Raw genomic sequence first — 13,710 nt, forward strand, 5'->3', positions numbered from 1 at the left:
GGGGATGACTTGTGGATCGGGGTGAAAGGCTAATCAAGCTCGGAGATAGCTGGTTCTCCCCGAAAGCTATTTAGGTAGCGCCTCGGATGAATACCATTGGGGGTAGAGCACTGTTTCGGCTAGGGGGTCATCCCGACTTACCAAACCGATGCAAACTCCGAATACCGAGAAGTGCCGAGAATGGGAGACACACGGCGGGTGCTAACGTCCGTCGTGAAAAGGGAAACAACCCAGACCGCCAGCTAAGGTCCCAAAGTTGTGGTTAAGTGGTAAACGATGTGGGAAGGCTTAGACAGCTAGGAGGTTGGCTTAGAAGCAGCCATCCTTTAAAGAAAGCGTAATAGCTCACTGGTCGAGTCGGCCTGCGCGGAAGATGTAACGGGGCTAAACCATAGCACCGAAGCTGCGGGCGGACGTTTGTATGTATGTGCTGTGGTAGGGGAGCGTTCTGTAAGCCGATGAAGGTGTATTGAGAAGTTGCTGGAGGTATCAGAAGTGCGAATGCTGACATGAGTAGCGATAAAGGGGGTGAAAAGCCCCCTCGCCGAAAGCCCAAGGTTTCCTGCGCAACGTTCATCGGCGCAGGGTGAGTCGGCCCCTAAGGCGAGGCCGAAAGGCGTAGTCGATGGGAAACAGGTTAATATTCCTGTACTTCTAATTACTGCGATGGAGGGACGGAGAAGGTGATGTAAGCTAGCCGCGAGCTGACGGTTGTCCCGGTTTAAGTACGTAGGCTGTAGGTTGCCTGTAGTAAAGGATGCGCAGGAACCCTGGGGTGAGATGACGATAGCACTACGGTGTCTTCGGACGAAGAGATAGTGCGCCTGCTTCCAAGAAAAGCCACTAAGCTCCAGGTAACATTAGAACCGTACCCCAAACCGACACAGGTGGGTCAGGTAGAGAATACCAAGGCGCTTGAGAGAACTCTGGGTGAAGGAACTCGGCAAAATGGCCCCGTAACTTCGGGAGAAGGACGTGAGAGGTGACGCGGCGCCGTAGCAATCGGGGCCGAAATCAGTCGAAAAGGTACCAGCTGGCTGCGACTGTTTATTAAAAACACAGCACTCTGCAAACACGAAAGTGGACGTATAGGGTGTGACGCCTGCCCGGTGCCGGAAGGTTAATTGATGGGGTTAGCGGCAAGGCGAAGCTCTTGATCGAAGCCCCGGTAAACGGCGGCCGTAACTATAACGGTCCTAAGGTAGCGAAATTCCTTGTCGGGTAAGTTCCGACCTGCACGAATGGCGTAACGATGTGGCCACGCTGTCTCCACCCAGAGACTCAGTGAAATTGAAATCGCTGTGAAGATGCAGTGTACCCGCGGCTAGACGGAAAGACCCCGTGAACCTTTACTATAGCTTTGCACTGACCTTGGATCCTTGATGTGTAGGATAGGTGGGAGGCTTTGAAGCGTGGACGCCAGTCTGCGTGGAGCCATCCTTGAAATACCACCCTGTTAATGTTTGATTGGCTGAGGTTCTAACCGGCGTGGGCGGCCGTGATGCGGTCGTTGGGACAGTGTATGGTGGGTAGTTTGACTGGGGCGGTCTCCTCCCAAAGCGTAACGGAGGAGTTCGAAGGTACGCTAGGTACGGTCGGACATCGTGCCGAGAGTGCAATGGCATAAGCGTGCTTGACTGCGAGACTGACGAGTCGAGCAGGTACGAAAGTAGGTCATAGTGATCCGGTGGTTCTGTATGGAAGGGCCATCGCTCAACGGATAAAAGGTACTCCGGGGATAACAGGCTGATACCGCCCAAGAGTTCATATCGACGGCGGTGTTTGGCACCTCGATGTCGGCTCATCACATCCTGGGGCTGAAGTAGGTCCCAAGGGTATGGCTGTTCGCCATTTAAAGAGGTACGTGAGCTGGGTTTAAAACGTCGTGAGACAGTTTGGTCCCTATCTTCCGTGGGCGCTGCAGATTTGAGAGAGCCTGCTCCTAGTACGAGAGGACCGGAGTGGACGCACCTCTGGTGTACCGGTTGTCACGCCAGTGGCATTGCCGGGTAGCTAAGTGCGGAAGAGATAACCGCTGAAAGCATCTAAGCGGGAAACTCGTCTCAAGATGAGATTTCTTTTAAGGATCGTGGAAGACGACCACGTTGATAGGCTATAGATGTAAAGGCAGTAATGTCATAGTCGAGTAGTACTAATAATCCGTAAGCTTATGTACACCCTTTTCCCTCTCGTCCCAGACGAGAGGGAGGAAACTTTCTAAAACTAAAACTTACTTTTCTTTATCTCAGTATGTTAAAATATTTGCTCGACGCAGAGCAGTTGATGGTTAATAGTTGATAGTTGATGGAAAATCCCAGCAGCCGACAACCACAAACCAACAACTAACAACCTTAAGGTGGTTATTGCGGCGGGGCTCACCTCTTCCCATCCCGAACAGAGAAGTTAAGCCCGCCTGCGCAGATGGTACTGCATTATTGTGGGAGAGTATGTCGTCGCCTTTCTTTTTGAAAAACCCTATCCGTTCTTGGATAGGGTTTTTTGGTTTATAATTGTTTTAAATATCAAATCCCAAATTCCAAGAAAAATATTTTAAATCAGAATTTTATACATTTTGTAAAGCTTAAATTCTGTTCCTATGTTTTTCTGGAATTGGAATTTTAAAATCGTAAACTTTTATGTTGCTGTTAGTGTGCTGTTTCTGAATTGCTTATATTTTATATCTTTTGATCATCAACATCATGTATAAACTGAATTACGCCATTCATAAATACTTTTTGATCATCCCACATTGCTAAATGACTTCCATTTGGACAATATAAATAGCGTCCTTTTTTGACTAATTTACTCTGTTCTTCCATTGCTTTTGGATCCATTGTGTCGTATTTTGCACCAATCATTAGAGTTGGAATTGTAATTTCATGGAGTCTATTTTTGATATCCCATTTGGCTAATCTTCCACTTATACCGAACTCACTTGGACCTTGCATCATGGTATAAATTTCCCCATTAACATGCTTACTGGCACGATTTAGTCCATCTGGCCATTCTTTTAATCTGCATAAATGTTCTTTATAAAAGTTTGGAAGCAATAATTCCATATATCTTGGATTACTGAAATCCTTTTTAGCTTCTAAGGCTCTTATTTCTGCTAAAATTTTCGGTTTCATTTGCTTTGCTAAAACTTCATCGGCATATTTACCATATTCTGGTGCGCTCGCCATCATATTAGAAATCAGTAATCCCTTTAAGTTTTTTTGATATTTTAAAGCATATTCCATTGCTAGTATTCCTCCCCATGAATTTCCTAAAACATAAAAGTTATCTTTATCAGCATTAATAGCTTTGCGAACTTGTTCTACTTCTTCTACGAATCTTTCGGTTGTCCATAAGCTGCTGTCTTTTGGCTGATCGCTGTAATAAGATCCTAATTGATCATATTCATAAAATTCAAATCCTTCGCGCTGAAAAAAAGTTTCAAAGCATTCCATGTATTCGTGTGTCATTGCAGGACCACCATGAAGTAATAGAACTTTAATTTTTGGATTATTTCCAAATCGTTTCGTCCAAACTTTAAATTCTCCTACTGGTGTTTTTATTGGAATCATTTTAACTCCAGCTGATTCTACATTACTTTGATCGTAAGTAAAATAATTGGGAAGAGTGTCAGATTTGGGTTCATTTTTACATGAGGTTAAGAGTATAATCATTGAAATGATTGCGGTATAGCGCATATGTTTAAAATTTAAGGGTTTAAACTAAATTACAAATTATTCTTGAACGAATTGGGTTAACTTAATTTCCAAAATCACTATTTATAGTGATGTATGAAATTTAGTTGAGTTATAGTTTTGCAACTTGTGAAAAAGTTAAATATATAGTTGCAGGATGAAAAATAATAGAACAGTTTTAAAAAAAATGTCGAAGTTTTTACTTCTCTTATTCTTGTTTTTTTTCGGTGGGATATGGATTTCGTATGGTCAAAATGGCTGTCCGCAAGTACCAGTTTCTGTTTTAAACGGAGCCAATGGTTTTTTGGTAGAAGGAAAAGTAAGCGAAGACGATATGGGATATACGACAAAAAGTGCCGGAGATATTAACCATGATGGTATACCTGATATTATGATTGGAGCTCCGGGAATTGATTTTGGAGGAGTTAAAAATGTAGGAGAAATTTATGTCATTTTTGGAGGATCTGGATTTTCCTTTAAAACTTTTGATGTAACAACCTTAAATGGAACTAATGGTTTTGTAATTCGCGGTGTATCTGCAGATGAAAAATTAGGAAGTATGTTAAGCTCAGCTGGTGACTTTAATAATGATGGTATAGATGATATTATTATTGGAAACGATTCTGAGGAAGGCATGGCAACTGCACAAATATTTTTTGGGGCCAATACTTTTCAGGCGCTTTATAACAGAACTGATATTGATAATGCAAAAGGAATCTCTATTACGCTTGACGGAGATTTAAATACATATGTAAGAGATGTTAGTTATGCCGGCGATGTGAATCATGATGGTATATCTGACGTTATTATTACTGAACTTTACAATGGAAGAACGAATAATTATATTGTTTTTGGAGCTGCAAATAGTACGGATTTAGGTACTTCATCTTTAAACGGAGCCAATGGTTTTAAAATATTCGGATATCAAGTTTGGTATGGAGATTCTATTGGGCGAAATGCTGGAGATATAAATAACGATGGAATTGATGATTTGATTTTAGGATTTCCTTCTTATCAGGAAGGAGATAATGGTTATTCAGGAAGAGTTATTCTAATATTTGGTAAAAATTTAATTTTTCCTTCTATAATAGATTTAAGCCTTTTGAATGCATCACAGGGAACAATCATAACCAATTCGATAAAAGAAAACCGGATGGGAAAATCAGTTGCTGCAGCAGGTGATTTTAATAATGATGGAATTGACGATGTTATAATAGGAGTTCCAAATAAAGATATTGACGGAGTTACCAGTGTTGGTGAAGCCTATGTTATTTTTGGAAGAAATACATTTCCAACTTCATTTTCTATAACAAGTATAACACCAACAACAGGTGTTGTTTTTCAAGGAAATAAATACAATGATCAGTTTGGATTTTCAGTAGCTGGTGTAAAAGACATTAATCACGACGGAAAGGATGATATTGCAATTTCATCGAAAAAAGGAATCTCAAACAATGGTGCCTTATATCTTGTTTTTGGTGGAAATACCGCTACAGGAATTGTAAAAGAGAATAAAATTTTAAATACGGTTGGTTATCAGATTTTTGATGATTTCGTTGGTTATTCTAATGAGACTTTTGCACGTGACGCTGCGGGAATTGGAGATTTTAATAACGATGGGACAAATGATTTTATACTGGGAACTACCAGAAAAGAAGATTATTATTGGGATCCCGGAAATGCATATATTTTTTATGGCGAAACTTTAGACCGTGTTGATAATGTTAAGCCGGTTATAGAGTGTCCTGTAAATCAGGAGCTTTATATAAATTCAACATTGCCAGATTATGTTACGTTGTTACCTAATGTAACAGATAATTGTATGTACACCAGCAATTATGATTTAGTAATAACTCAAAACCCGCCTCAGGGTACTTTATTTAAAGGAGATACCAATGTAACCATTACTGTTACGGATTTATCGGGAAATACAAATTCATGCAGTTTTTTAGTAAAACTGAAAGCACCACCAGCAGCACCTGGATGTAAAACTGTAAACTTTGCATTGGAAGATTTAAATGGCACAAATGGTTTTGTGATTTATGGGGAGACAGGTTTTATTCAAACAGGTTTCAGTCTAAATAAGGCTGGAGATATAAACAATGATGGTATTTCAGATTTTATATTAAGTTCAGTAGGTGATACAAGGGGATTTTCAGGAGCTTTTAAAAATAGGCAGGACATAATAAAAGGAAGTGTATATGTAATCTATGGTAAAACAACCGGATTTCCTCCCACTATTCATTTAAAAGATTTAAACGGAACGAACGGGTTTATTATTCGGGATGATGTAGATTTAACAGGGGATTACGAAACAGGAACCGTGGTAGCTTCTGCAGGAGATCTAAATGGTGATGGAATTGATGATTTAATGTTGAGTGCGCCCCACAAAAAAAACGTTAATTATGATACGGGTTCAGTTTATGTAATCTTTGGCAAAACTGGTGGTCTTGCAGCTCAGTTCTTTTTATCAAGTTTAAATGGAAGTAACGGATTTGAATTTTCTGGTACAGAATATTATGAAACGATAGGTGCAGGTATTGATTCTATTGGCGATTTTAATAACGACGGTTTTGATGATATTGCTGTTTTAGGAAGCGGGACATTAAAAAAAGGATATATAATTTATGGCAAAAACAGCCCTTTTGCTCCCCTATTATTATCTACAGATTTAAACGGGACTAATGGTTTTTCAATTACCGGTGATCCTGCTGTTGATAAAATTGCTAATTCATTAACAGGATTAGGAGATGTTAATGGAGATGGAATTCCTGATATTGGTGTGGCTACTCTGGAAGGAGATAAAAGATATGTTATTTACGGAGGTTCGGGTTTTCCAAGCGAATTTAATGTAACAACACTCAATGGTAGCAATGGTTTTGTTGTACAACACTCAACATCATCATTAAAATACACCGAGATTAATAAAACAGGTGATCTAAATCATGACGGATTTAATGATATTGCATTCAATAGGGATTATATTCTTTTTGGTTCTGCCAGTATTCCGGCTTTAGTAGATTTAAAAAATCTTGACGGGACAAACGGATTTAAAATAGAAAATAACTTTGGCTCAGTAGGCAAATTTGGAAGCATTGGTGATTTTAATAAAGACGGAATCGATGATTATCTTTTTGCAGTAAACTATACAGGAGCTGTTATTATTTATGGTAAAAATACCTGGTCAGGTTCTATAAATATGTTCAATTTTAGTGCAAAGGACGGTCAAAGATTGATCTTTTCTCATTCAAATACAACAACATTTAATTTTATTGGAGATATTAATAATGATGGTTTTGATGATATTATTGGAAGCAATATTATATATAACTATTCGAATTCTTTAAGAATAAATGAAGATCCGGGAAAAGCATATGTTATTTATGGAAGACAAATTATAACAGATTCCGAAAAACCAGTTATAACTAACTGCCCATATAACGATATATTTTCTGAAGGAACCTTAATTCCAGACTATAGACCTTATATAGTAGTAACAGATGATTGTGATGAAAATCCTGTAATTGAGCAAGATCCGCCAGCGGGAACAGTTTTCGCAGGAGGAAAACAAACAGTTACCCTAAAAGCAACCGATGCCAGCAGTCATTTTCAAACTTGTACTTTTACTATCTCAGATGGTATTGACCATGAAGCACCTGTTCTAACCTGTATTGGAGATCAACAATTAGCTTGTGGTGAAAAAATTCCTAATTATCTTCCTTTACTAACCGTAACAGATGATATAGATACAAATGTACAGCTCACGCAAAATCCGCCAGAAGGAACTGCTTTTTATGACGGAATGCAAATTGATTTTACCGCACAAGATGATGCAGGACATGTTACTACTTGCAGTATAATTATCAATGCTTCTGGTGCTGATACTAAACCGCCGACATTTACCGTTCCGACAAACGTAACGTTATATTGTGGAGAATTTCTACCAAATTACGCATTTAGCCCTATAATGAATTTGCAGGATAATTGTAGTGATAAAATTACGGCTGAAATGACTCCGCCAGCCGGAACCCGATTCTATGACGGAATTTCAATACATATAAAATATACAGATGAATCTGGAAATTGGGATGAATGTACATTCATTGTCCATTCGGCAGAGCAGGATTATACACCGCCTGTAATCAATTGTATTGGAAATCAGACATTAGATTGCGGAGCAGTGCTTCCAGATTATACACTTTTAGTTTCAGCATCAGATGAATGTGATCCATCGCCTGTAATTACTCAAAGTCCAGCTGCGGGAAGTCCTTTTACAGATGGAATGACCATTACTATAACCGCTACTGATGCTTCAAATAGATATTCACAATGCAGTTTTATAGTCAATGTTTCTGCAGATACTACTCCTCCGGTTATAACCTGTATTGGAGATCAGAGTCTGCTCGTAGATTCACCGCTTCCAGATTACAGTTCGATGGTTACAGCTTCAGATAATTGTGATTCAAACTTAACAGTAAAACAGACTCCGTACCCTGGCTCTTCAATTTATGAAGGAATGAGTGTCATAATGAGCACTTCAGATAATAGTGGTAATGAGATAAGCTGTTCCTTCAAGATACATGTAGTATTAGACAACCAAGCGCCTGTTTTTACTTGTCTCGCTGATCAAATGCTGGAATGTTATACAAATGTAATTCCAGATTATACAAAAATGATTTCTGCTACAGATAACATAGATCCAAATCCTTCAATTACTCAAAATCCGGCAGCGGGAAGTGAATATTCAGAAGGAATGACAATTAAAATAACAGTATCAGATCAAAGCAATAATTCTAAAGATTGTTTTTTTCAATTATTTAAATATCCAATTACAGTAGATGCTGGAGAAGATCAGGAAATTAATGAAGGGCAAACGATTACACTTCATGCTCAGCCTTTAGAAAACGGAACTTTTTTATGGACTCCTTCAACTGGATTAAACAATGATAAAATTGCAAATCCAATAGCACAGCCAGCAGAAACAACAACTTATAAAGTAGTTTTTACCAATGAAGATGGCTGTCAGGCCGAGGATTCTGTTACCATAACAGTTCTTCCGGCATTAACAGACGAAACAAAATATGGTTTTTCTCCAAATGGTGATGGAATAAATGATTTTTGGCAAATCGACGACATCACAGATTATCCAAACAATCAGGTTTTGATTTACAACCGCTGGGGCGATTTAGTTTTTCAAACTGAAAACTATGACAATGCATTGAATGTATTTACCGGAATTGCAAATAAAAGCCGAAATCTGGGTGCTAATCAATTGCCGGAAGGAACTTATTTCTTCGAAATCCGTGTCAATCAACCACATCACTTTAAAAAACTCAAGGGGTATCTTGTTTTAAAACGCTAATTCATGAAAAGTATAATAAATAGTATTGCAGCCTTACTCATCATAATCATTTTTTTAGAAAAGGCATACGCGCAGCAAACACCAGTTTTTTCAAGTTATAATTACAATACAGTTTTAATAAATCCCGCTCATGCGGGATATTATCCAGATATAGACATTGTAATGACAACAAACGGATATTTTAATTCCTTTGACGGAAGTCCGAAAAATGTTGATCTTTCCATAAACAAATCAGCTTGGTCAGACAGATTAGGATTAGCCGCCGGAATATCGCACGATGAAATTGGAGTAACAAACACAACCAATTTTTTTACTTCGTACTCGTATAAAATTTATTACGGTGCTGATGCTAAAACAGGACAGTCAAAATCATTCAACACCAAAATGATATCGTTTGGAGTTACAGCTGGCGCAATGCTTTATAATGAAAATTTAACCGAATTAGGATTAGAATATGATCCTGAATTTCAGGAAAACATTCACACTTTTACGCCAACCGTTGGAGTAGGTTTTTTATACAATTATAATAAATTTTATTTAGGATTATCAGCACCAAATTTGTTGAATGAGGCCTTCAATTCAAAAAATAATACCAATTTAAAAAATGTATATTACAGTTATTTAGGCTATAGATTTTTTACAAACAGCCATGAAGATTTGCTTATAAATCCAAACGTTTTATTGAAATATGCTGAAGACGTACCTTTTCAGGCCGATTTTAATTTACTTTTAAATTACAAAAGCAAATTCGAATTTGGAGGCGGTTACAGAACTTCAAACACTTTAAATGTTCTGGCCGGATTTCATCTCTCAGATAATTTCAAAGTAATCTGCACTTACAATAAAGCTTTTGATAATGTAGTAATTCCTGATACTTTCGGACTCGTTTTAAATTACCGAATGGGAAAAGGATTCGAATAAATTAGTCAACCAAACCATTCTCAACCGCATATTTTACCAACCCCGCCGTATTTTTAGCATTCAGTTTAGATAATAAATTGCGGCGGTGCGTATTTACAGTATTTAAGCTGATAAAAGTTTTCTCAGCAATTTCAGCAGTATTGTATTCGTGAGCAATCAAAATTAAAATTTCCTTCTCGCGCGAGCTCAGTTCGGTTAAATTAGAAACCTGTTTTTCGATTTTTGAACTGTTCGAAAGATGTTTTTCTTCCAATTCTTCAGCAAAATAATTCTCTCCCAGAGCAATCGCATTTATCGCTTTTAGAAGCTCTTCTTTTTCAGCATTTTTCAATAAATAACCATGCACGCCAATTCTGATTAATCTCGAAATAATCATCACATTACTGTGCGTACTTACAATCAAAATCTTCACATTAGGGTATTCTTTTTTCAGAATTTTACTCAGCTCAATACCGTCCATTTCCGGCATGCTTACATCCAGAATAATAAAATCAACAATACCTTTTTTAACTATTTCCAGAGCCTGGTTTCCATTAACAGCCTTATCAACAATAGTTATATTCGGTTCTTGTTCCAATAAAGAAATAAGCCCCTGAAGAAACATCGTGTGATCGTCAGCAATAAGAAGATTAATTTTTTTCATTAAACAAATATATTAGTTGCTTTTCAATTCATCAAGCTGATTTCTTAAATCAATGCCTTTTATTTTATTCTTAGATTTCGTTTCTAAAACCGGAATTTCGATATTAGCAATCGTACCGCGTTTCAATTTAGAATCAATTACAAAAGAGCCGTTTAGCTTTTTAATTCGGTTTTCCAGATTAATAAAACCAATTCCTTTTTCAGATTTAGCTGCATCAAAACCAACTCCGTTATCCTCAAACAAAAGATTTACAATATTTTCAATACAATTCAGCTGAATCTCAACTTCAGAAGCTTTTGCATGTTTGATCGTATTCGTTAAAAGTTCCTGAATAATTTTAAAAGTTTCAATTTGAATATCTTCATCCAGTTCATTAATCTCTTTTTTAGGATACGGAATAAAAGAAATCTTAATCTTGCTCGCATCACTGATATTTTTCAGATACGACTCGAGAACTTCTAAAAACTTATTCTGACTGAATTTCTTCGGCAAAAGCGTATGCGATATACTGCGAACCTGCTGATAGGTTTCATCCAATTGCAGACTGATTTTTTGAATGTTAGTAAAATTTGAAGCATTTAAATGATTAACCTGAAGTTTGATAGCCGCAAGATTTCCACCAATGCTGTCGTGAAGTTCCTGCGAAATACGCTGTCTCTCTTTATCCTGGCCGCTTATGGATGCCTTTATGAGTTCTAATTCCTGATCTTTTAAAATTCCATCAATCTTTTGAGAAGTGATTTCAACTTGTTTTATATTCAGCAAATGCTGAACTTTAAAACGTTTATAATACTGAAACAAAAGCCCGATTATAGGAACCAGTAAAACCAGAAAAGCAATAATAGTAAACCATCTTATTTTTTTCTGCTGATTAATTTCAAGAGATTTTAATTGTTGATCTTTCTTTAAAAGAGAAATTTCATTTCGTTTTTTGTTTGATGAATTCTGATACGCCAAAATCGTATTTTCATTGTTTTTATTCGAAATTTCTTCCTGAAGCAGCATATTTTTTATCGCCTCTTCCTGATTAGCCAAAACCAGTTTTTTAGCTTCATTTTCAAACTTCAATGCCTCGATTTCTTTTTGCTTTTGAGCCGTTTTATATTTCACTTCCAGCTCGTTAATCTCTTTTATTTTTTGAAGATTAGTTATCGAATCCTTTATACGTGCCGATTTTTCAAAAAACGAATAAGCACTCTTATAATCATCCTGCAGAATGGCAATTTTTCGCAATTCATCATAAATATAGCTCTGATTTTGAAGGAGTCCAAAATGAACTGATTTTTGAAGCGCCTCAGAAAAAATCAATTTAGCATCACTATACTTTTTCATCAAAATAAAAGTATCGCCAATACTGCTTCTGCAAACAATCGACAACTGATTCAATTCACTTTTATCAGCTATTAGCTGAGCTTCCTGAAAAACTTTTAAAGCCTCCTGAGGTTTATTTTGCAATTTATAATTCTCGCCAAGTCCCAATAAAATAATAACGCGTCCCTGATTGTTATTGGTTTTTTCGCTGAGTACTTTTCCTTTTTTATAAAAAATATTGGCATTGTCATAATCCTTCAGCTTCGAATATATATCACCGATATTGATATAACTTCCCAATATAATTTCATTATCATCCTTGCATTCAAGGCATTGTTTAAACAATTTCAAAGCATTGTCATAATCGCCCAGTTCATTGTAAGTTTGGGCAAGGCCGTGCATATGCGTATAAAAAAGATTTTTTTCGTTATATTTTTGAGAAGCTTCAATACCTTTTAGATGCCATTTTTTACTCTCATTTAATAAACCTTTTTTTTGATAATTAATAGCCAGTAAATTATAACCCAAAGAAAAAAGCCGGCTTTTTAAAGAATCATTTACAACCGTGTTGAATTTTAAAGCCTGATTTGTATAATAAATAGAAGAATCAATTACAGCTCTTTTATTGAAGTAATAAGCCAGAAGCAGATTTGTACTCGAAATAGAACGATTATCAGCCTTCGATTTTAAAAGCAAATGCGCCTTTTTATAAGCTTTTTTTTCATCGCCTTTATTATATAAATCATAAAGAGCAAGAATTTTAGGATCTTGCTTAAGCGAAGGCATTTTTTTGACAACAAAAGTCTTCTTTTTATTTTCAATCTGCGCCTGCAGACCGAACGATAAAAAGGCGAAGATCAATAAATAAAGTCTTCCTGACCAGATTGCCATACGTTTTTGGTTTGAACCCTAATTAAAGATTAGAATAAATTTTAAAGTCTTGTAAACTTGGGGTTTATCTTGTCGGCCTGAATTAAAGCCAAAAGGTAAAAATACTACAAAACTATCAAAAAGCCATTTCTTAAAATAAAATTTTTATGCAAAGTTGTGATATAATATTTTAAGAAAATAAAACAATAAACTGTTTGGAAATCAGTTTGTTGTAAATCATAAAAAAACTAAAACTTTCTTAAATTAATTTGAATGCATTTTTAGTTGTAGTAAATTAGTAATACTATGCTTAAAATGAACAAATTATGAAAACGAATATATTTTTAATAACAGCATTTTTGGTTATGACCATTTCGGCCAGTGCCCAGAAAAAAATAGAAGTAACAGAGCTGCCAAAACCGGCACAGGAATTTTTGAAGAAGCACTTTAGTCACACTTCGGTAGTAACAGCGCAAAAAGATCCCGAACATGGAGAAAAAGGTTTTGAAGTAAAACTCAAAGACGGAACAGAAGTAGAGTTCTGGAAAGATGGTTCGTACCGTGAAGTAGACGGCGATGACAATCCAATTCCAACCGATTTTATTCCGGATAACATTAAAGCGTATGTTGCTAAAAATCATCCGAATGAAAAAATAACGCACATCGACTATGGACACAAAGATTTGGATGTAGATTTGACGAATAAAATTGATTTGGAGTTTACCAAAGACGGTAAAATTCTAAAAGACAAAAAGAATGACGTCAAAAAATAATTAAACGATTATGACACAGATGAATATTCCTAAATCGTTCGTCATTTATATGACGGGCGATTGGGAATATTTTGTTTAATGCCTGTTTGAGCAAAAGAACATCTTGAGAGAAAATAGTTTATATTTACATCTTTATTTTTT

The 13,710-nt window shown here is 36.6% G+C and carries 6 protein-coding genes and 2 rRNA genes (1 of these 8 only partly in view); 5 read left to right on the forward strand and 3 right to left on the reverse strand.

Annotated features, from left to right (window positions below; genetic code table 11):
- A 23S ribosomal RNA gene (locus ABDW27_RS17420) occupies nucleotides 1–2,176 on the forward strand; it begins 770 nt to the left of the window's first position.
- A gap of 176 nt (nucleotides 2,177–2,352) precedes the next feature.
- Nucleotides 2,353–2,462 (forward strand): 5S ribosomal RNA (gene rrf / locus ABDW27_RS17425).
- 213 nt (nucleotides 2,463–2,675) lie between these two features.
- On the opposite strand, the gene ABDW27_RS17430 is transcribed toward rrf, so the two are convergent.
- On the reverse strand, nucleotides 2,676–3,692 hold the full coding sequence (locus ABDW27_RS17430) for a proline-specific peptidase family protein (protein ID WP_343697040.1): 1,017 nt from the start codon (nucleotides 3,690–3,692) through the stop codon (nucleotides 2,676–2,678).
- 184 nt (nucleotides 3,693–3,876) lie between these two features.
- On the opposite strand from ABDW27_RS17430, the gene ABDW27_RS17435 reads away from it, so the two are divergent.
- Both ABDW27_RS17435 and ABDW27_RS17440 read left to right on the forward strand, forming a co-directional pair.
- On the forward strand, nucleotides 3,877–9,051 hold the full coding sequence (locus tag ABDW27_RS17435; protein ID WP_343697041.1) for an HYR domain-containing protein: 5,175 nt from the start codon (nucleotides 3,877–3,879) through the stop codon (nucleotides 9,049–9,051).
- A 3-nt stretch (nucleotides 9,052–9,054) separates the two neighbouring features.
- Nucleotides 9,055–9,972 carry a PorP/SprF family type IX secretion system membrane protein gene (locus ABDW27_RS17440; RefSeq protein ID WP_343697042.1) on the forward strand — a complete coding sequence of 306 codons (918 nt, stop codon included), beginning with the start codon at nucleotides 9,055–9,057 and terminating at the stop codon, nucleotides 9,970–9,972.
- 1 nt (nucleotide 9,973) lies between these two features.
- On the opposite strand, the gene ABDW27_RS17445 is transcribed toward ABDW27_RS17440, so the two are convergent.
- Nucleotides 9,974–10,615: a response regulator transcription factor gene (locus tag ABDW27_RS17445; protein ID WP_343697043.1), complete on the reverse strand. Its 642-nt coding sequence runs from the start codon at nucleotides 10,613–10,615 to the stop codon at nucleotides 9,974–9,976.
- 12 nt (nucleotides 10,616–10,627) lie between these two features.
- Nucleotides 10,628–12,817 (reverse strand): sensor histidine kinase, encoded by a 2,190-nt coding sequence (locus tag ABDW27_RS17450; protein WP_343697044.1) that lies wholly within the window; start codon nucleotides 12,815–12,817, stop codon nucleotides 10,628–10,630.
- Between the two features lie 305 nt (nucleotides 12,818–13,122).
- Here ABDW27_RS17450 and ABDW27_RS17455 point away from each other — a divergent pair, with 305 nt between their 5' ends.
- Complete coding sequence (locus ABDW27_RS17455; RefSeq protein WP_343697045.1) at nucleotides 13,123–13,569, forward strand: PepSY-like domain-containing protein; 447 nt, start codon at nucleotides 13,123–13,125, stop codon at nucleotides 13,567–13,569.
- The last annotated feature ends 141 nt before the right edge of the window (nucleotides 13,570–13,710 follow it).

This window comes from Flavobacterium sp., from assembly GCF_039595935.1.
Taxonomy (GTDB): Bacteria; Bacteroidota; Bacteroidia; order Flavobacteriales; family Flavobacteriaceae; genus Flavobacterium.

Excerpts from the sequence above, each read along its gene's own strand:
- ABDW27_RS17435 (WP_343697041.1), top strand. The coding sequence starts at position 3,877 with ATGTCGAAGTTTTTACTTCTCTTATTCTTGTTTTTTTTCGGTGGGATA.
- ABDW27_RS17450 (WP_343697044.1), bottom strand. The coding sequence starts at position 12,817 with ATGGCAATCTGGTCAGGAAGACTTTATTTATTGATCTTCGCCTTTTTA.
- ABDW27_RS17440 (WP_343697042.1), top strand. The coding sequence starts at position 9,055 with ATGAAAAGTATAATAAATAGTATTGCAGCCTTACTCATCATAATCATT.
- ABDW27_RS17455 (WP_343697045.1), top strand. The coding sequence starts at position 13,123 with ATGAAAACGAATATATTTTTAATAACAGCATTTTTGGTTATGACCATT.
- ABDW27_RS17445 (WP_343697043.1), bottom strand. The coding sequence starts at position 10,615 with ATGAAAAAAATTAATCTTCTTATTGCTGACGATCACACGATGTTTCTT.
- ABDW27_RS17430 (WP_343697040.1), bottom strand. The coding sequence starts at position 3,692 with ATGCGCTATACCGCAATCATTTCAATGATTATACTCTTAACCTCATGT.